The sequence below is a fragment of the Xanthomonas sp. 10-10 genome, assembly GCF_040182365.1.
GTDB classification, from domain to species: domain Bacteria; phylum Pseudomonadota; class Gammaproteobacteria; order Xanthomonadales; family Xanthomonadaceae; genus Xanthomonas; species Xanthomonas arboricola_F.
This window is the reverse complement of record NZ_CP144460.1, coordinates 4000970-4019759: the sequence shown is the minus strand read 5'-3', so window position 1 is coordinate 4019759 and position 18790 is coordinate 4000970. Positions and strand designations below refer to the sequence as shown.

The following is an 18790-nucleotide window of genomic DNA, read 5'->3' as shown; positions in this document are numbered from 1 at the left end:
CCGCATCGCTGTGAATCACTTCAGCTTGGGAATATCCGGGCTGAAAACAAGCTCGGTCCCGTCCTGCAGGTTGAGCTTGGCCGCCTGGCCGGCATTGAGCTCCAGCACATAGCGGGCCGGCGCCCTGCTGGGGTAGGGCGGGCAGGCATCGCCGGCCGAACACGGCGGCACGTCGCGCTGCTGGGACACCAGCCGGCGCTGGTTGTCGAAATACAGGATGTCCAGCGCGATCTTGGTGTTTTTCATCCAGTACGCCATCGGTTCCTGGCGGTCATGGATGAACAGCATGCCGCGATCTTCGTCCATGGCATCGCGGAACATCAGCCCCTTGGTGCGGTCGGCAGCGTTCTGCGCCAGCTCCACCTGATAGCGCGTGCCGGCCAGTTCCACCCAGGAGCCGCTGCTGGCGCAGCCGCCGAGCAGGATCAGACATGCAAGAACGAGGAAGCGGACAGGGCGCATGCGGCATACCGGCGGGGCGAGGGATGGCGCACCTTCTGTCATGCACCGGCGCGCGTCAAGCCGGTGCATCGCTGCGCGCGCGTCTTGCGCAGGCGTCCAGGCCGAGTAGATGACTGATCTGCGGCCTGGCGGCTGTCCCTTGCCGCCGAGCGGCACGGGACATGCCCCAATCCACGTGTCTGCGGCATTCATGCCGCAGAATGCCCCGCGCCTCTAGCTGGCAGCGGTGAGTCGAGTCAGAGCACGCGCGGCGGTTCGCCGCCGACGATCACCACATCGGCCGGGCGGCGCGCGAACAAACCAACGCAGACCACGCCGGGGATCTGGTTCAAGCTGCGCTCCAGCGCCACCGGGTCGGTGATCTGCAGGTTGTGCACATCCAGCACCACGTTGCCGTTGTCGGTGACCACGCCATCGCGCCACACCGGCTGGCCGCCGGTCAGCGCCAGGATCTGGCGGGCGACCAGGCTGCGCGCCATCGGAATCACTTCCACCGGCAGCGGAAACTTGCCCAGCACCGGTACCTGCTTGCTCGGGTCCACGATGCAGATGAAGCGCTCGCTGGCTTCGGCAATGATCTTCTCGCGCGTCAACGCTGCACCGCCGCCCTTGATCAGGCAGCGGTTCGGGTCGCACTCGTCGGCGCCGTCCACGTACAGCGACAGGTTGCCGGTGTGGTTGAGATCCAGTACCTCGATGCCGTGCTGGCGCAGGCGTGCGGTGCTCTGTTCGGAACTGGACACCGCCCCCTTGATGCGATGGCCGATGCGACCCAGCGCATCGATGAAGTAGGCCACCGTCGACCCGGTGCCGACACCGACGATCATGCCGTCTTCCACGTAATCGATCGCCTTCTCGGCGGCCAGGCGTTTTGCTTCGGACATGGGTGAGAGCTCGGGATTAGTGATTGGGGATTAGGGATTGGCAAGAGCAGGTCACGCGGGGCGGCGATGGGCGAATCCCCAATGCCGAATCCCCAATCACGGCTACTCCATCGCCAGCAACAATTTCCACTGCGCGGCGGTCACCGGCAGGATCGAAAGCCGGTTGCCGCGGGCGATCAGCGGGAAGCCTTCGCCCAGCGCATCGGCGTGCTGCTTGATCTCATCGAGCGAAATCGTGCGTTTGAGTTTGCGCTCGAAGGCCACGTCCACCAGCATCCAGCGCGGATCTTCGCGGTTGGCCTTGGGGTCGTGGTAATCGGATTTGGGGTCGAACTGGGTGTCGTCCGGGTAGGCCGCGCTGGCCACCCTGGCCAGACCGACAATGCCGGGCACCTTGCAGTTGGAGTGATAGAAAAACACGCCATCGCCGACCTGCATGCCGTCGCGCATGAAGTTGCGTGCCTGATAGTTGCGCACGCCGTTCCACGGCTCGGTGCCGACACGCTCCAGATCATCGATGGAAAAGGTGTCCGGCTCGGACTTCATCAACCAGTAGCGCTTGCGGGCAGTCATACAGAGCGGTTGTCGTCTTTCAGGAAGGTGGCGTGTTCGGTGCAGATGGCATCCACCGTCACGTCCCAGGATTCGGTCGTCAAGGCAGGCACCTGCTGCGCGGCGAAGCCGACGCCGACCAGCCAGGGCGGCGGCGCCTGGCGATGCCGGAACGCGAAGCTGCGATCATACCAGCCGCCCCCCATGCCCAGCCGCCGACACGCGGCGTCGAAGCCGGTGAGCGGCGTGACTACCAGCGCCATCTCTTCAGCGGCAAGCGTATCGGCACGCTCCACGTCCGGCTCGGGAATGCCATAGCGATTGCTGGTCAGGCCCTGGCCCGGTCGCCATGGCGCAAAGCGCAACATGCTCCCGTCCAGCACCGGCAGGCAATAACGCACTCCGGCCGGCAGGCTCAGTTGCCAGCGATGCAACGCGATCTCGCCATCCATCGCCCAATATCCGGCCACCGCGCCGGTTTGCGGCGCAAACGGCAGCGCCAGCAAGCGCTCGGCCAATGCATCGGCAGCGGCCAGACGCTGCGCGGCCGGCAGGCTGCGCCGCTGCGCGCGCAATTGCTGGCGCAACGCCTCTCGGTCCTCGGTCATCGGTGTCTCGCAGCGGTGAGGGAGGCATATTGTCCGTGGCAAGCGTCCACCTGCCTAGCAGTGCGGCCGGAGTGGCGCGCCGGTGGTCCACCGCGTCTTTGCGAGCTGCACTTTTCGGATGTGTCGCGACGGGGATTACTCTCATGGGATGTCGCGTCATTGCATGGCTGACCCGACGCCATGCGCGGGCGCCATGCACATGCTCGCGCCATCGCACCTCTCCCCTCCCCGCAGGAGTGCGTGCGCGCGATGGGTTCGACCGCAGCGTGCGGCAAGGCTCTGGCGTCGTCACTGGAAGAGCAGGTGGTGCGGATACGCCAACTGGCGTCAGGAGGGATCGCATAGACGAACGGGGGGTGAGTTCAGGCGCGGCCACGACCAAACACACGATGCAGGGCGCATGCACCGCACTCGGCGCCGATTCGGTGGCGTTGGGCTCCGGTTCGTGCAGCTACGACGCCAGCACGGTGTCGGTGGGTGGTGGCCGCGGCACTTCAGCGACGCATCGCAGCGTTGCGCTGCCAAGCGGCGTGCGCGTACGCCAACGCGTCTCTGCACGGGCGCAAATGGCGCGCTAACGCAGATCGCAACGCAGCACGTCGTGCCCACGCCCCAGCTGCAAGCGCTGTATGCGTAAAAAGACGAGGACCGGACGTACAAAAAGAAACGACGCCCGAAGGCGCCGTTTCAGATTTGCATTCTCCGCCATGACGATGCGGGCGAAACGACCTTGAACCCGGGGTTCAAGTGGGGACGTTGTGAGGCCATCGGGCTTCCCGCTACAAGGCGGACTTGCACACCCGGCTTCGTCGCGCCCCCGTGGTCGTAATTAAGGGACAAGGCGAATGTTTTGCACGCTGTCGTTTACAGCAGAGAACGCAGGCGAATTATAGACCTCTGTTGCGCGATGGCTAGCCCATTCGTCGGCGTGCGCCCTGCAAAGTTCATCTTTGCGACGGCAGTGCGACGTACGCCTCAACGTGGCGTGTCGACAACGCTGTCCAGACGGCGATTCAAGGTGTCGAGCGTATTGGCCAGTTCGCGATCGTAGAGCGCCTGCTGATCGCGCAACTGCTGCAGCTCGTGCGCAAGATTGAGTGCGGCCAGCACGGCGACGCGATCCACTGCGGCCATCCGGTTGCTGCCGCGGATCTCACGCATGCGCAGATCCAGCAGCCGCGCTGCGGCGGTGAGGCTCTCGCGCTCGTCGGCAGTGACGCCAACCGTGTATTCACGATCCAGAATACGCACGCTGACCGGCTCGGTGGTGCTCACGTGTGCTGCTCCAGTGACTTCAACCGCACGATCATCGCTTCCACCCGCGAGCGCGCCTGCTCGTTCTTGGTCAGCAGCTGCGAACGTTCGCCGATCAGCTGCTCCTGTTGGTGGCGCAGGCTGCGGTTTTCGTCGGTCAGCCGTTGAGTCCGCTCGACCAGCGCTTCCACGCGGGCGGCAAGTGCGCGGATCTGGGCGAGGGCGGCGGCGTTGTCCATGCGCTCACGATAGGGGCGCGCGCGCGCGGCGGTCAAGCGCCGAATGAGGGCCTGCTTGCGCGCCGTCAGGCCAAGCCCGCCAGGGCCTCGGTCCGGGTCGCGTCGGCCCGGAACAGCGTGCGTGGAACGCTGCATGGAACGTCGCGGTAGCGGCCGACGCGGGGTGCCTTGGTACACTGGCAGGTCTGATCGCCCGCCCGCGCGGGTGCCTTCTGTCCCTAGCCTGGATGACTCGATGGATCTGCCTGACGTAACCGCTGTGCAAACTGAAAGTCGTCAGCTCGCGCTGGCGTCCTCTGCGGCGGAGTTGCATGGCGGATTATGCGGATGGCTGTCCGGCGGCGGCGCCGACAGCGGCGATTGGCTGGCGCGCATCCTGGCCGACGCCACGCAGGTCTCGCCCAAGCGGGGCGGCGCGCTGGATCGGCTGCGCCAGGCCACCGTGGCGCAGCTGGAAGATCGCGATTTCGCCTTCGAGCTGCTGCTGGTCGAAGACGGCGCCCCGCTGCCGGCGCGCACCGATGCCTTGTTCGACTGGTGCCGCGCGTTTCTGGGCGGCTTCGGGCTGGCCGCGCAACAGCGCCCGGCGCTGAGCGAAGAGGGCGAGGAGGCGTTGCAGGATCTGGCGCGTCTGGCGCAGGCGTCCAGCGACGACTTCGATGCCGGCGAAGAAGACGACACCGCGCTGGCCGAGATCGAGGAATTCGTGCGCGTGGCGGTGCTGTTGCTGCATGGCGACTGCGTGATGGGGCCGCGGTTCCGTCAACGCCTGAACTGATCGGCTGCACCGCCATGAAAAAGCTCACCGGGATCGGCGCGGCCGAATACGCGCGCCGGCGCAAGCAGCTCATGCAGATGGCCGGCGAGCAGGCCATCCTGATCCTGCCTGCCGCGCCGGAACGCATCCGCAGCCACGACACCCATTACCCGTACCGGCAGGATTCGGACTTCTGGTACCTGAGCGGGTTTCCCGAGCCGGAAGCGGTGCTGGTGCTGGTGCCCGGCCGCAAGCATGGTGAGGCGATCCTGTTCTGCCGCGAGCGCGACGCCGAGCGCGAAGCCTGGGATGGCCCGCGCGAGGGCCAGGAAGGGGCGGTGGAACGCTATGGCATGGACGATGCGTACCCCATCGACGATGTGGACGAAATCCTGCCGGGCCTGCTGGAAGGCCGCAGCCGGGTCTATTACCACTTCGGACGCGATGTCGATTTCGATCTCAAGCTGATCGGCTGGCTCAAGCGGGTGCGCGAGCAGGTGCGTCATGGCGCGCAGCCGCCGCACGAATTCCTTGAGCTGGGACATCTGCTGCACGAGCAGCGGCTGTTCAAATCGCGCGACGAGATCGCATTGATGCAGCAGGCCGCCGATATCAGCGTGCGCGCGCATCGTGCGGCAATGCGGCTGGCGCGTCCGGGCCTGTACGAATACGAGCTGCAGGCCGAGGTCGAGCGCGTGTTCCGCGCTGCCGATGCGTGGCCGGCGTACGGCAGCATCGTCGGCACCGGCAGCAACGCCTGCGTGCTGCACTACCGCGCCAACAACGCGCGCAGCCGCGACGGCGACCTGGTGCTGATCGATGCCGGTGCCGAATACCGCGGCTATGCGGCCGACATCACCCGTACCTTTCCGGTCAATGGCCGCTTCACCCCCGCGCAGCGCGCGTTGCACGATCTGGTCGGCGCTGCGCAGGCGGCCGCGCTCGCACAGGCACGCCCAGGCTTGGCATACGAGGCCGGCCATCTGGCTGCGGTGGAAACCCTGACCGAGGGGCTGCTGCGCCTGGGCCTGCTCAAGGGCAAGCTGGAGCGCAACATCGCCGAGGAGCAGTACAAGCGCTTCTATCGGCACAAGACCGGGCATTGGCTGGGCCTGGACGTCCACGACGTCGGCGATTACCGGTTGGCCGGCGATTCGCGGCTGCTGGAGCACGGGATGGTGTTCACCATCGAGCCGGGGCTCTATGTCTCGGCCGATGATACGAGCGTGGATGCCAGGTGGCGCGGCATCGGCATCCGCACCGAGGACGATGTGCTGATCACCGCCGATGGCCATCGCGTGCTCACCGATGCGCTTGCGCGCAGCGCCGATGAGATCGAAGCGGAGATGGCCGGCGTTCTCGTGTAATTGCTGACGGATCGATTGTCGGAAGTGCCAGTCTCCTTGCCGTCCGCACCGTCACCGAGGTGCAGGACGCTTGGGATGGCGATGCATGACCGCAAGCGGCAGGCTGGCCGGCGCAACCGCACCAGGACCTCAAGGTGCGCAATGCACAGTAGAGCCGCCAACAACTGGTGTGCAGCCGCCAGGCGGGCGCGGCCAGTGCGTACCCCTCGTATACATCGGTTCCGAGTGCGCCGCCCGCACCCACCTGACCGCTGCTCGCTACGTGGTGCCAGCCGCCCTTGGTGATACGCGCCAAGCGTGTGTCCAAGGCAGCGCGTGCGCGGCCTTGCCAGGCGCGCCGCCAGCACGACGCGCCGGCGGGCTCATTGGCCCAGCTGCGGCGTCTGCGTGCGCTGTGGCTGTTGCAACGCCTCGCCATGTGCGGCGATCTGCCGCGCACGCTCGAATGACTGTTCTTCGGGCGTGGCCAGTGCCTGCTCGGTTTTCATGTGCGCGCGCAGATGTGCCGGGTTGGCGGGGTCGCCCTGCACGACAAACACGTTTTCTCCGCCATGCACGCCGGTCTTGTTCGCTTCGCTCATCAGTACGTGATCCACGCGCGACAGCCCGCCTTCCTTGGCCAATGGCAGCAAGGCAGCGGTCAGTCGCGCGCTGGTCTGGTCCGGAGCGCGCCCGTGCGCGGCGTCGATCGCATGCACGCCGCGTTCGATCTGCTGATACATCGGGTGGTCCGGGTGCGAGGTCTGGCGTGGATCGTTCATGGCGATGCTCCGTGCTGTGCAATGCAAATCTTAAGGTGCGGCAAAGACCGGGCGGGTCAGGTTTTCCGGTGCGTCATCGGTGCACACCACCTCGTCTTCGATGCGGATGCCGCCGTAGGGCTTGAACTGCGCGACGCGCTGCCAGTCGACACTGGCGGCGTGGCCGTTCTTTTTGACCTCGTCCAGCAGCATGTCGATGAAGTACACGCCGGGCTCGATGGTCACCACCATGCCGGGTTCCAGGACGCGGGTCAGGCGCAGGTACGGGTGGCCCGCCGGGCGTTCGATGCGGCCGCCGCGGTCGCTGGCGGCGAAACCGGCCACATCGTGCACCTGCAAGCCGATCAGGTGGCCCAGGCCATGCGGGAAGAACGCAGCGCTGACGCCGGTGGCCAGCGCGGCTTCGGCCGACACGGTGAGGATGCCGAACTCCTTGAGGATGCCCATCAGCGCCAGATGTGCGTCCACATGCAATTGCTTGTAATCCACCCCGGCACGCACGCTCTGGCCCATGCGCACCTGGGCGGCATCGATGGCGTCGATCAGCGCCTGAAATTCGCTGCCGGTGTCGGCGGCGTAGGTGCGGGTGATGTCGCTTGCATAACCGTCTGCCGACGCGCCGGCGTCGATCAGGAAGCTGCGCAGCGGTTGCGGGGCGTGCTGGCCCAGCTCGGTGTAGTGCAGCACCGCACCGTGTTCGTTGAGCGCGATGATGTTGCCGTACGGCAGCGCGTTGGCATCCTGGCCCACGGCCGCGCAGTAGGCCATGTGGATGCCGAATTCGCTCTGGCCAGCGCGAAACGCCGCTTCGGCCGCACGGTGTCCACGCACCGCCAGTTGCTGCGCGATACGCATCAGTGCCAGTTCGTACTGTGTCTTGAAGGCGCGCTGGTAGTCCAGGTAATCGATCACCGGCTGCGGATTGTTGGGCACATAGGCGCCGAGCGCACTCTGCGCCTCGCCAAGAATCGCGCAGCGCTCGGGCTGTTTGGGCAGCAGCGTCAATGCTGCGTCCGGGGTACGGATGATGTGGATGTCGCAGTGCTCCACCCACCAGCCGCCGGGGGCGTCGGGCACCACGTGCCAGTAGTCGAACGGCTGGTAGAAGATCACCGTCGGGCGCTGGCCCGGGGTGTAGATCAGCCAGCTGTTGGGCACCCGCGTCAGCGGCACCCAGGCCTTGAATTGCGGGTTGACCGCGTATGGGTAATCGCGGTCGTCGAATACCTGGTAATGCAGGCTGCCGCTGGGCACGACCAGGTGATCGAAGCCGCCGCGCTGCAGCGCCTGATCGGCGCGCGCGGTCAGCGTGCGCAGGTGGTCGGAATACAGGTGGCTCAAGGACGGCTGGGTCATGCGGGGACTCGATCGGCAATGCAAGGGCAATGCGCAATTTTGCCGCAATCCTGGCAGCGACGCTGTGCCTTGGAGCGGCCGATGACACGTGGCGAGCATTCGTCAGCTGGGCGGGGACGGCGCGGAAGAACCGGGGTGGATGCTTGATACATGCCGCACCGGGCACCGGCCGCGTCGCCAGGGGGGCAGGCGCAGTGGGGTTGTTGGCCGCGCTTAGCCGACCATGTGTTCTTCGGCGATCCAGGCGCGCAGGCGCTGGCGATGCTGCTCGGACATGCTGAGGAAACGAAAGCCGGCCCAGGCCTGCCCCGGCGCATGCGCCGCCTCGGACCACAGCAGATGCACGCCGACATCGATTTCGGTGGCGCGGCCGATGCGTTCGGGCAGGCTGAAACGCAGCTGATACAGCGCGTCGTCGTGCAACGGAACCGAGGCCAGCAGCAGCATGCCGGTTTCCGAGACGTTGCCGACCCGGCCGATCTGCGCTTCGCTGAGCATGTCGATCACCGGCACCAGGTCGCTGGGCTGGCGGCGCGGCGCACGGCGGGTGTCCTGGATCATGCGGATGCCTCATCGGAGGAGTGGCCGGCCAGGCTGCGCAGCGTGCGCACGGTGGCGTGCCAGGCGCGATCGATCAACCGCGACTTTTCTTCCACCAGCAAGCGCGCCTGGCCGCTGGCCATCAGCCGCGCCAGGCCATCGAGCGATTGCTCGCCGAGTTTTTGCCCGCGCTGATTGACGAACAACGCGTTGCCGGTCATCGGGCTGTACCAGGACAGGCGTTGCCGGCGCAGATCGCCTTGTTGATTGATCACGAATTCGAACCAGGTGCCGAAGGGCAGGCTGCGCAGTTGCACGTAGCAGGCTTCCTCGTCAGGCGTCCGCGGCGTGGTGGCGGGCTTGCGCGTGGCGGTGTCGCCCTGGTCGCCCAGGCGTGCACGCGCCTTGAGTTTGGCGGTGAGTTCGGTGCGCGAGGTAAGCTCGTCGTCGCCACCGGGCGTGGACAGGCGCCGCGCGATCGCGGCCGCTTCATCGTGGTGATAGCCGACCTGCAGCAATGCCGTTTCGACATCGGTGCCCAGCGCGATGTCGGTCGGCAGTCCCTTGCTGCGGCAGGTGACCTCGGCGATGCGTGCGGTCAGCGCCTGGCGCTCGTCCCATTCGGGCGATTGTTCGCCCTGCCGCAGCAAGGTGAGCGTGAGCACGTCCGACCACGCCTGGCGCAGCAGCGATTGCACGAAGCGCGGCGGCGCGCTGTCCTGGCAGAGTTGCTCGATGCGCGCCTGCGCCTGCTGCTTGGCCGATTCCAGCCGTTCCTTGCCGCGTGCGGCATCCACATGCCGGCGCTCGGCCACCTCGGCCTTGCGCGCCAGGTTGCGCAGATGCGTCTGGATATCGTCGTTGGCGGCGGCGAACACCGCCTCGTCGCCCTGGTAGTCGTGGACGATCCGGTCGACCGCGTTGCCCAGCTTGTGCAGCAGCTGTGGGTCGACATCGTCCTCGCCCAGCCAGACCGCGCCGGACTCGGCCACGGTGTTGAGCAACTCGCGCACCGGGTGCTGGTCGCGCACGAAAAAATGCGTGTCGGCCAAGGCGGCGCGCACCACCGGCACCTGCAGCTTGGCGAGCAGGGCCTGCGCAGGCGTGTGCTCGCGTACTTCGCGCTGCATCTGCGCGTAGAGCAGGCCGAGCAGATCGAAGGTGTCGTTGTCCTGCGGCGATAGCGCGGCCTGTGCACCGTGCTCGGCGCGCAACAGCTCCAATACCTGACGCTGCACCGCATCGATACCGGCGGCCTGCGGCGTTGCAGCGGCCTGTGCGCTCAGTGCGCCCTGCAGGCTGGCCAACGCCTGGCCGAGCGCTGCCTTTGGCACGCTGACCGGCGCCGGGCCAGCGGGGTGCGCATGCGCTTGCGCCGCCGCAGCCTGCGCAAGGCTGCCCGGCGCGCCGCCCTGCTGGACACGAGCGCCGCCCGCCGCCTGCGACTGGCGGGCCGAGGACATCAAGCCGCCCAGCGCGTGGGCCACATCGTCCAGTGCGGGTGAGGCCGCTTGCGCGGTTGCCGATGCGATCGGCGCAACCGCGGAAGTGCCGTGCGCATCGAGCAGCGCGCTCTGCCATGCGGTTGGCGCGGAGTGGCCGGCCCAGGCGGTGGCCGGGCGCGGACTGCGTTGCGCGCCTTGTGTGCCGGAGGGGGCGGCTTGCCTGGGTGCAGCTGCGCTGCCCGGCAGGGTGCGACGTGTCTGCACCTGCGTGGGTTTGATCAGATACGGGTGGTAGATCAGCCCGGGCAGGATGCCTTCCTGGGCCAGCGTGCCGTTGGCGCGCTCGTACATATCGCCGAGGCGATCCATCACCTGGTGCTCGAACACCTTGTACAGCGCCAGCTGGCCATCCAGATTGAGGCCCAGGGTCTGGCCGCACTCGCGCACGATCCGGCACAGCGCGTAGGGACCAAGCGGCAACGCATCCAGCTCGAACTCCGGCACCGCGCCGATCACCGCCAGCCGCTGCGCCAGCAACTGCAGCGCATCGGCCCGGCGCGAGGTTTCGCGCCGGGCGATGTCGCTGAGCACGATATCGCGGTCGATATCGGTGTCTTCCACCAGGGTCAGCATCTGCGGCTGAGCGGTCGTTTCGGCGGGCGGTGCCAGGCTGGGACGATCGCGCAGCGTTGCCAGATCCTGCGCCAGGTGCTGCAGGAACAGGTGCGGGAACTGGTCGATATGATCGCGCAGCCCGCGCATCTGCGCATAGGTGTCGGCCTGGATCTGGCTGTTGCGCGCATGTTCGGCCTGATGCAGCAGCGCGCGTTCCAGCTCGACGATGGTCAACCGCAGCGGGCCACCAAGCGCCTGCACGCAGTGTGCATGCAGCATGTCGAGCAGGCGCCGGCCACGCGCGGACACGGGCGCCTCGGCGATCGGGCCGCTGCGTGTGGGCTGCAGGGAAGAAACGGGCGTGGACATCCGGGAGGGCGGGCTCGATGCGAAGCGTGAGCTATGTAGCATGTTTTCCCACCGGCCAGCGACCCTGTGGGCGCTGGCGATCGACGCGTGGATGTCGTGCACGTGTGCGTCGACAGCTGAGTGCGCCGACGCCAGACCTCGCCAGTGGTCGCGTCAGCGTGTGGTCGACAGCGCCCGCAGGGCGGTGTGCGGTCAGCTCAGGAACAGCTCGACCACATCGTTGGTAAAGCGGCGGCCCAGCTCGGTGGGTACCACGCGCCCGTGCTGCTCGATCAGCCAGCCCTGCGCCACGGCACGCGCCACCGGCGCAGCGATGGCTGCGGCAGCCAGGCCGGTCGATGTCTCGAAATCGCTCAGGCGAAAGCCTTCGTGCAGCCGCAGCAGATTGAGCATGTACTCGAACGGCAAGCGCTGCTGCGGCACGATGTCATCGCCGCCGATGGATGCGGCAGTGCCGGCACTGGCCAGATAGCTTTGCGGATGCTTGTGCTTCCAGCGACGCAGCACGTGTTGCTGCGCACCGGAACTGATCTTGCCGTGCGCACCGGCACCGATGCCCAGGTAATCGCCGAAGCGCCAGTAGTTGAGGTTGTGCGCGCATTGCCGCCCGGGCCTGGCGTACGCGCTGACCTCGTACTGCGCGTAGCCGGCGTCGGCGAGCATCGCTTGGCAATGTTCCTGGATATCCCAGGCCGCGTCGTCGTCGGGAATGCCGGTGGGCGGCCGCGCGAAGAACACCGTGTTCGGCTCCAGCGTGAGCTGGTAATGCGACATGTGGGTGGGCTGCAGCGCGAAGGCGCGTTCAAGATCGTGCTCGGCCTGCAGCAGCGTCTGCTCGGGTAGCGCATACATCAGGTCGATATTGAAATTGTCGTAGCCGGCGTCCTGCGCCAGCTTGATCGCACGCTCGGCGTCGGCGCTGTCGTGGATGCGGCCCAGCCGCTGCAACGCCACATCGTCGAAGGTCTGTACCCCGAAGCTCAGGCGGTTCACGCCGGCCGCACGGTAGTGCTCGAAGCGGCCATGTTCAGCGGTGCCTGGATTGGTTTCCAGGGTGATTTCCAGGTTCGGCGCAAACCGCAGCCGCGCGGCGGCGGCCTGCAGAAAGCGGTCGATCGCCTCGGCCGGAAACAGGCTGGGCGTACCGCCGCCGAAGAACACCGAATGCACCACACGCCCCCACACCAGCGGCAGGTCCGCATCCAGGTCGCGGATCAATGCATCCACATACTCTTCGAACGGCAGCACGCCCTTGGCCGCATGCGAGTTGAAATCGCAGTACGGGCATTTGCGCACGCACCAGGGCAGGTGCACGTACAGCGATAGCGGGGGCGGGATCAGGTCGGGCACTGCGTGAGATCGTCCGTTACAGCGCCAGCGCGTGCAGTTTGTGCTGCAGCGTGGCCAGCGCCACTGCGCGGTGGCTCAGGCGGTTCTTCAGGTCGCTGTCCATTTCCGCGGCCGTCAGGCCGTAGGCCGGGTCCAGAAATACCGGGTTGTAGCCAAAGCCGCCATCGCCGCGCGGTTGCGTGGTGATCACGCCTTCCCAGCTGCCTTCGGCGATCAGCGGTTGCGGATCTTCCGGGTGACGCAGCAACACGATCACTGCATAAAAGCGCGCGCTGCGGCGCTCGGCCGGCACCTCGCGCATGGCGTCGAGCAACTTGGCGTTGTTGGCCTGTGCATCGGTCGGGCTGCCCGCATAGCGCGCGCTGTACAGGCCGGGCGCACCGCCAAGCGCATCGACGATCAGGCCGGAGTCGTCGGCCAGTGCCGGCAGGCCGGTGACCGCGCTGGCATGGCGTGCCTTGATCAACGCGTTCTCGACGAAGGTCAGGCCGGTTTCCGGCACGTCCTCCACGCCGAGCTCGCCTTGCGCCACGATGCGCAGCGGCAGGTCGGCGAGCATGGCGCGCAGTTCTTCCAGCTTGCCGGCGTTGCCGCTGGCCAGGACCAGGTGTTTCATTGCTTGGGCTCCAGCAGGTCCCACTTGGTGCCGTACAGATCGCGGAATACCGCGACCGTGCCGTACGGTTCCTCGCGCGGGGTTTCCAGGAATTCCACGCCGAACGCCTGCATCGCCGCGTGGTCGCGCCAGAAGTCGTCGGTGTAGAGAAAATGATCGACACGCCCGCCGGTCTGGTCGCCGATGCGCGCCTGCTGTGCGGCATCGCTTGGCTGCGCGAGCAGCAACGCGGCCTCCTGCGCGCTGCCCGGGCCGATCACCAACCAGCGCTTGCCGTCGCCCAGTGCGCGATCTTCCAGCACCTGGAAGCCCAGCGCGCCGGTGTACCAGGCAATGGCCGCGTCGTAATCGGCGACCAGCAGCGTGGTCAGGGCGATGCGTCGGCTCATCCGGCCAGCGCAGCGCGTTGCAGTGCGAACAGTTCGCCCATGCCGCGTTCGGCCAGGGCGAGCAGCGCATTGAGTTCGTCGCGGCGGAACGCGTGGCCTTCGGCGGTACCCTGCAGCTCGATGAAGCCGCCGCCATCGTTCATCACCACATTCATGTCGGTATCGCAGTCGCTGTCTTCCGGGTAATCCAGATCCAGCACCGGCTCGCCGCGATAGATGCCCACCGACACCGCGGCCACCGCGCCGATCAGCGGGTGCTTCTTGATGTCGCCGCGCTTGAGCAGCAGGTTCACTGCATCGGCCAGCGCCACGTAGGCGCCGGTGATCGCCGCGGTGCGGGTGCCGCCGTCGGCCTGCAGCACGTCGCAGTCCAGGGTGATGGTGCGCTCGCCCAGCGCGTTGCGATCGACGCAGGCGCGCAATGCGCGGCCGATCAGGCGCTGGATTTCCAGCGTTCGCCCGCCCTGCTTGCCGCGTGCGGCTTCGCGGTCGGAGCGGGTGTGGGTGGAGCGCGGCAACATGCCGTATTCGGCGGTGACCCAGCCTTCGCCCTTGCCGCGCAGGAAGTTCGGTACGCGGTTTTCCACGCTGGCGGTGCACAGCACGCGGGTGTCGCCGAAGCTCACCAGCACCGAGCCTTCGGCATGGCGGGTGAAGGAGCGTTCGATGCGCACCGGGCGCAGCTGATCGGCCGTGCGGCCGCTGGGACGGGAAAAGGTCATGCGATGAGTCCGGAAGTCGGGAGGTGGGTCTTGGCGCCAATGCACGGCGGGCAGCAGCCGGCCTGTGTGGGCGGCTAGGGTACCATTCGCGCTTTGACGGTACGGGATTGACGATGATCCGAAGCATGACCGCGTTTGCTGGCGGCGAACGCATCACGCCCTGGGGCACGCTTGGTTGCGAGCTGCGCTCGGTCAACCACCGCTTTCTGGAAGTGGGCGTGCGCCTGCCCGAAGAACTGCGTGCACTGGAGCCGTTGCTGCGCGAGCGCGTGGCAGCCAAGAACAGCCGCGGCAAGCTGGACCTGACGCTGCGCCTGCGCGCGCTGGACAACGCGCAGACGCTGGCAGTCAACGAATCGCTGCTGCACGAGCTGGGTGCACTGGCCACGCGGCTGGACGGGCTGTTTCCCAAGTTGCAGGTGGGCTTTACCGATCTGCTGCAGCTGCCCGGCGTCCTGCAGGTGCAGGACGTGGATGCGCCGGCGCTGCAGGCGCAGGCGCTGGCCTTGCTCGATGAGGTGGTCGACAGTTTTGTGGTTGCGCGCGAGCGCGAAGGCGGCAAGTTGGCCGAGGCGATCAGCGAACGTGTGGACGCGATCGAACGCATCGCCGCCGAGGTGCGCATCTTGATCCCGGTGATTCGCGAGGGGCAGCGCGTCAAGCTGGCTGCGCGCCTGGCCGATCTGCCGCATCCGGTGGACCCGGGTCGCGCCGAGCAGGAACTGGTGCTGTGGTTGCAGAAGCTCGATGTGGACGAGGAGCTGGACCGCCTGTCCAGCCATATTTCCGAAATCCGCCGGGTGCTCAAGCAGCGCGAGCCGGTCGGCCGTCGCCTGGACTTTCTGCTGCAGGAATTCAACCGCGAAGCCAATACGCTGGGCTCCAAGTCGGTGGACAGCCGCACCTCCAATGCCGCGGTGGATCTGAAGGTGCTGATCGACCAGATCCGCGAGCAGGTGCAGAACATCGAATAGCCGGGATTTGGGGATTCGGGATTCGGGATGGGGCAACTGCACGCCCCTGTTATCTGCGGGCTGGGTCCAATCCCGGTAGCATGTCGACCCCGGTGGTACCGGTCCGCAGCCCGTTCGCGAATCCCGACTCCCCAATCACGAATCCCTGACCTATGCGCGGCACCCTCTATATCGTTGCGGCCCCCTCGGGCGCCGGCAAGAGCAGCATCGTCAACGCCACCCTGGCGCGCGACCCGAAGATCGCCTTGTCGATCTCGTTCACTTCGCGCGCGCCGCGGCCGGGCGAGCGGCATGCCGAGCACTACCATTTCGTGTCGGCCGACGAGTTCCAGGGCATGATCGAAGCAGGCGACTTCTTCGAATACGCGCTGGTGCATGGCGACTGGAAGGGCACTGCGCGGCAGTCGGTGGAGCCGCAGCTGGCGGCCGGTCACGACGTACTGCTGGAGATCGATTGGCAGGGCGCGCGCCAGGTACGCCAGAAGGTGCCCGATGCGGTGAGCGTGTTCATCCTGCCACCGTCGCGACAGGCGCTGGACGAGCGCATGCGCAAGCGCGGCCAGGACAGCGAGGACGTGATGGCGCAGCGCCTGGCCGCCGCGCGCGAAGAGATGCTGCACTTCGAGGAATTCGATTACGTCATCATCAACGAGACCTTCGACACCGCGGTCTCGGAGATGTGCGCCATCTTCACCGCCAGCCGGCTACGTCGGCAGGCGCAGCAGCAGCGGCATGCCGGCCTGATCCAGGCGTTGCTGGACTGAGTTGCGGGTGCGCCAGGGCGGGAGCGGCCAGTGGCGATGCCACCGTAGCGACGACGCTGCAGCTGGACATCGGCATTCGGCCGGCACGTCGCCGTGGTTCACAGGCAGGCGGCCGGGCCAGGCGTGCGGGGCCGTTCTGCGCACCAGGGCAGCGATGTGGCTTGATCGGTCCGGTCCAAGTGACTGATTCCAAAGCGAACTGAATGACCGCCGGTTGCCCGCCCAGGCGCGCAGGCGTACACTCCGCCCCCTTTCCCTCATTCGATGCGCGGCCGTTGCTGGTCGCCGGGAGCCCGCATGGCCCGCATTACCGTAGAAGATTGCCTGGAAGTCGTGAACAACCGTTTCGAGCTGGTCATGATGGCCTCCAAGCGCGCCCGTCAGCTCGCCAACGGCGTGCAGCCGTTGATCGAAAACGCAGACGCCAGCGACAAGCCCACCGTGATGGCGCTGCGCGAGATCGCCGCCCGCCGGATCGACAACGCGCTGATCGATGAAGTCGAGAAGGCCGAACGCGAGCGTGCCGAGCGCGAAGCGCTGGAATGGGCCGCCGCCGAAGTGGTGGCCGACGAAGACATGTCCAAGAACGACGACTGATCGTCACCGGCCACCGCGGTGGCCGACGCTGTCCGGACAGCCCGCCTTGTGCGGGCTGTCTGCGTTTTGGGGAAGGCGCGATCCGGGATCACTGCCTTTGGGTGACGCGTCTCCCGCTGTCGCGCGCCGTGCCTGCACCCGGTTTCCGCGCCCGCGCATCGCATGCTCCGCGCGACGGCTGCTCCCGATGGTGTCAGCGCTTTCATCGACGTCGGTACGCCGCGCACGATCGCTACGGGCGCTCAGCGCGCTGCTCCCCGGTCGTGACGTCATCTGGCGGCGCGGTTGCGGCCGCATTCCCTCGGTCCGGCGGGCGGGTCGCCATGCCTTCGCCAACCGCTGCACGCGCTCGCTGATCGCGCGTGGCGCGCTTTTGTAGTTGACTGCCCACACCTGCGTGCTTTCCCGGCGCGGCTGCCGTTCCAATGCTTTTGACCAGTACTGCAGTGGCTCTCGCGACACCATTCGCCGCTGGACAGCAGGCGCTCGCGCGCAGCAGGCGTCAGCAGTCGTGGTCGGCCAGTACCTTCGCCATCTCGCGCCGCAACTGCCGGTCCAGCGCCTGCATGGCCTGGTACCCGCGCCGCTTTGCGGCATGCAAGCGTGCAATGTCGTCCGGCGTCGCTGCGGTGCTCGCGCCCAGGCCGCTCATCGCCGACATCGCTGCCGGCAGATCGGCAAAACCGCCGCTGGCCACGGCGGCCAGCATCGCGCTGCCCAACAGCACCGGTTCGACGGTGGCCGCGACCTGTACCGGTACGCCGCAGGCATCGGCCATCAGCTGGCGGACCAGGCGGCTGTGGCTGGCGCCGCCACTCATGATCACGCTGTCGAACGTCACTGCCTGCGCGCGCAGCGCATCGATGATGTCGGCCAGCCCGTAGCCCAGGCCGCAGACGCCCGCCACGTACAGTGCTTCCAGGCCTTGCAGGTCGTGGTCGATGGTCAGCCCGGCGATCATCGCACGGGCGTTGGGGTCGGCATCGGGCGAGCGGTTGCCCAGATAATCCGGCAGCACGTGCAGCCCGCGCGCCAGCACGGCGGCCTGGGATGCAGTGCCAACGCGCGCCAGCACGCGCTCTTCCAGCCATTGCAGCACATCGCGGCCTGCGGCGGTCGCCTGTGCGTTGGCGTCGGCATAGCCAGGATGCGAGCGCACCAGGGTGTCGATTGCGACGCCGGCGGCGGATTGGCCGCCCTCGTTGAGCCACAGCCCCGGGATCAGTGCGGAGCCGTAAGGCCCCCACACGCCGGGCGTGAAGCACGGCGCCTGCGTGCTGGCCAGCACGCAGGCCGAGGTGCCGAAGATATAGGCCAACCGCGCGGTGAGCGGCATCGGCTGACCATCTGCGGACGGGCTGGCGAGCGTGCCTATGGCACCGGCGTGGGCATCGATCAGCGCCGCGCCCACCGCAGTGCCCGCACGCAGGCCCAATTCGTCGGCAGCGCGTGCTGTCAGCCCCTGGCCCAGTGCCGTGCCCGGCGGCACCACGCTGCTGCCGATCCGCGCGGCCGCATCCTCCAGCAGCTCGGCCAGGCCGATGCGTTCGAAGTAACGTCGGCTCCAGCCTCCTTCGTGCTGCACATAGGTCCACTTGCAGGTCACCGTGCACAGCGAACGCGCGGTGCTGCCGGTGGCGCGCCAGCTCAGCCAGTCGGCCAGGTCGAAGAAGTGCGCCGCGCGCGCGTAGCTGTCCGGCAGGTGCTGCTTGAGCCACAGCAGCTTGGGAGTCTGCATCTCCGGCGAAATCTGCCCGCCCACGTAGCGCAGCACCGGCTCGTCGGTGGCGTTGATGGACGCGGCCTGGGCGATGGCGCGGTGGTCCATCCACACGATCACGTCGCGCTCGGCCTGGCCGCTGGGACTGATGCATACCGGCCCGCCGTCGGCGGCTGCCGCCACCAGCGAGCAGGTGGCGTCGAAGCCGATGCCGGCCACCCGCGCGGCGTCCACGCCGGCCTGCGCCAGCGCGCCGCGGATCGCCTGCACGCAGGCCTGCCAGATGTCTGCCGAGGATTGCTCGACCATCTCGCCGGGCAGGTACCAGGTCTGGATGGCGTGGCGCGCGGTGCCGAGCAATTGGCCGCGCGCGTCGAACAGCCCGGCGCGGGCGCTGCCGGTGCCCACGTCCACGCCGATGTAGATCGCCTCGTTGGTCGGTTGCATGA

Annotated in this window: 20 protein-coding genes and 3 other RNA genes; 6 read left to right on the top strand and 17 right to left on the bottom strand. The window is 67.4% G+C overall.

The window, feature by feature from the left end; translation table 11 throughout:
- Positions 1–15: 15 nt before the first annotated feature.
- The 7 genes from VZ068_RS16860 to VZ068_RS16830 form a co-directional block, all read right to left on the bottom strand.
- Complete coding sequence (locus VZ068_RS16860; protein ID WP_259156302.1) at positions 16–462, bottom strand: DUF192 domain-containing protein; 447 nt, start codon at positions 460–462, stop codon at positions 16–18.
- 236 nt (positions 463–698) lie between these two features.
- Positions 699–1346: a ribose-5-phosphate isomerase RpiA gene (rpiA, locus tag VZ068_RS16855; RefSeq protein WP_064510477.1), complete on the bottom strand. Its 648-nt coding sequence runs from the start codon at positions 1344–1346 to the stop codon at positions 699–701.
- A 102-nt stretch (positions 1347–1448) separates the two neighbouring features.
- A complete protein-coding gene (locus tag VZ068_RS16850; protein ID WP_259156297.1) occupies positions 1449–1919 on the bottom strand; it encodes an EVE domain-containing protein in 471 nt (156 codons plus the stop codon).
- Entirely contained in the window at positions 1916–2506 is a 591-nt protein-coding gene (locus tag VZ068_RS16845; protein ID WP_349655937.1) for a 5-formyltetrahydrofolate cyclo-ligase, read from the bottom strand. The genes VZ068_RS16850 and VZ068_RS16845 overlap by 4 nt, the downstream gene beginning before the upstream one ends.
- 695 nt (positions 2507–3201) lie before the next feature.
- Positions 3202–3385: non-coding RNA, 6S RNA (gene ssrS / locus VZ068_RS16840), on the bottom strand.
- 96 nt (positions 3386–3481) lie between these two features.
- Positions 3482–3781, bottom strand: a complete 300-nt coding sequence (locus VZ068_RS16835) for a cell division protein ZapA (RefSeq protein WP_259156292.1) — start codon at positions 3779–3781, stop codon at positions 3482–3484.
- Positions 3778–3999, bottom strand: coding sequence for a TIGR02449 family protein (locus VZ068_RS16830; RefSeq protein ID WP_039410450.1), 222 nt, complete (start codon positions 3997–3999; stop codon positions 3778–3780). The genes VZ068_RS16835 and VZ068_RS16830 overlap by 4 nt, the downstream gene beginning before the upstream one ends.
- A 235-nt stretch (positions 4000–4234) precedes the next feature.
- Between VZ068_RS16830 and VZ068_RS16825 the strand changes: the two genes are divergently transcribed.
- The 3 genes from VZ068_RS16825 to VZ068_RS16815 all read left to right on the top strand — a co-directional run bounded on the left by VZ068_RS16825 (position 4235) and on the right by VZ068_RS16815 (position 6397).
- A complete protein-coding gene (locus tag VZ068_RS16825) occupies positions 4235–4777 on the top strand; it encodes a YecA family protein (protein WP_349655936.1) in 543 nt (180 codons plus the stop codon).
- Positions 4778–4791: 14 nt separating this feature from the next.
- Complete coding sequence (locus tag VZ068_RS16820; RefSeq protein ID WP_349655935.1) at positions 4792–6123, top strand: aminopeptidase P N-terminal domain-containing protein; 1332 nt, start codon at positions 4792–4794, stop codon at positions 6121–6123.
- Positions 6124–6320: 197 nt separating this feature from the next.
- A non-coding RNA gene (locus VZ068_RS16815) (sX9 sRNA) lies at positions 6321–6397 on the top strand.
- An 88-nt stretch (positions 6398–6485) separates the two neighbouring features.
- Here the strand turns inward: VZ068_RS16815 and VZ068_RS16810 are convergent.
- The 9 genes from VZ068_RS16810 to rph form a co-directional block, all read right to left on the bottom strand.
- Positions 6486–6884 (bottom strand): XVIPCD domain-containing protein, encoded by a 399-nt coding sequence (locus VZ068_RS16810; protein WP_349655934.1) that lies wholly within the window; start codon positions 6882–6884, stop codon positions 6486–6488.
- Positions 6885–6914: 30 nt separating this feature from the next.
- Positions 6915–8240: a Xaa-Pro dipeptidase gene (gene pepQ / locus VZ068_RS16805; RefSeq protein ID WP_349655933.1), complete on the bottom strand. Its 1326-nt coding sequence runs from the start codon at positions 8238–8240 to the stop codon at positions 6915–6917.
- Positions 8241–8316: 76 nt separating this feature from the next.
- Positions 8317–8392, bottom strand: a non-coding RNA gene (locus VZ068_RS16800) — sX9 sRNA.
- 61 nt (positions 8393–8453) lie between these two features.
- Positions 8454–8801, bottom strand: a complete 348-nt coding sequence (locus VZ068_RS16795) for a PilZ domain-containing protein (protein WP_349655932.1) — start codon at positions 8799–8801, stop codon at positions 8454–8456.
- Positions 8798–11209 (bottom strand): DUF1631 domain-containing protein, encoded by a 2412-nt coding sequence (locus VZ068_RS16790; protein ID WP_349655931.1) that lies wholly within the window; start codon positions 11207–11209, stop codon positions 8798–8800. Before VZ068_RS16790 ends, VZ068_RS16795 begins: the two co-directional genes overlap by 4 nt.
- A 192-nt stretch (positions 11210–11401) precedes the next feature.
- Entirely contained in the window at positions 11402–12559 is a 1158-nt protein-coding gene (gene hemW / locus VZ068_RS16785) for a radical SAM family heme chaperone HemW (protein WP_349655930.1), read from the bottom strand.
- A gap of 16 nt (positions 12560–12575) precedes the next feature.
- Entirely contained in the window at positions 12576–13175 is a 600-nt protein-coding gene (gene rdgB, locus VZ068_RS16780) for an RdgB/HAM1 family non-canonical purine NTP pyrophosphatase (protein ID WP_259156274.1), read from the bottom strand.
- The gene (locus tag VZ068_RS16775) at positions 13172–13564 is read right to left on the bottom strand and encodes a VOC family protein (protein ID WP_349655929.1); all 393 of its coding nucleotides are present in this window, start codon (positions 13562–13564) and stop codon (positions 13172–13174) included. The genes rdgB and VZ068_RS16775 overlap by 4 nt, the downstream gene beginning before the upstream one ends.
- On the bottom strand, positions 13561–14286 hold the full coding sequence (gene rph, locus VZ068_RS16770) for a ribonuclease PH (RefSeq protein ID WP_259156270.1): 726 nt from the start codon (positions 14284–14286) through the stop codon (positions 13561–13563). The genes VZ068_RS16775 and rph overlap by 4 nt, the downstream gene beginning before the upstream one ends.
- A gap of 113 nt (positions 14287–14399) precedes the next feature.
- On the opposite strand from rph, the gene VZ068_RS16765 reads away from it, so the two are divergent.
- The 3 genes from VZ068_RS16765 (at position 14400) to rpoZ (ending at position 16621) form a co-directional block, all read left to right on the top strand.
- Positions 14400–15260 carry a YicC/YloC family endoribonuclease gene (locus VZ068_RS16765; protein WP_259156268.1) on the top strand — a complete coding sequence of 287 codons (861 nt, stop codon included), beginning with the start codon at positions 14400–14402 and terminating at the stop codon, positions 15258–15260.
- 152 nt (positions 15261–15412) lie between these two features.
- Positions 15413–16024, top strand: a complete 612-nt coding sequence (gmk, locus tag VZ068_RS16760; protein WP_005996765.1) for a guanylate kinase — start codon at positions 15413–15415, stop codon at positions 16022–16024.
- 297 nt (positions 16025–16321) lie between these two features.
- Positions 16322–16621 (top strand): DNA-directed RNA polymerase subunit omega, encoded by a 300-nt coding sequence (gene rpoZ, locus VZ068_RS16755; RefSeq protein WP_002812428.1) that lies wholly within the window; start codon positions 16322–16324, stop codon positions 16619–16621.
- Between the two features lie 502 nt (positions 16622–17123).
- Here the strand turns inward: rpoZ and VZ068_RS16750 are convergent.
- On the bottom strand, positions 17124–18788 hold the full coding sequence (locus tag VZ068_RS16750) for an FGGY-family carbohydrate kinase (protein ID WP_349655928.1): 1665 nt from the start codon (positions 18786–18788) through the stop codon (positions 17124–17126).
- Positions 18789–18790 lie beyond the last annotated feature (2 nt).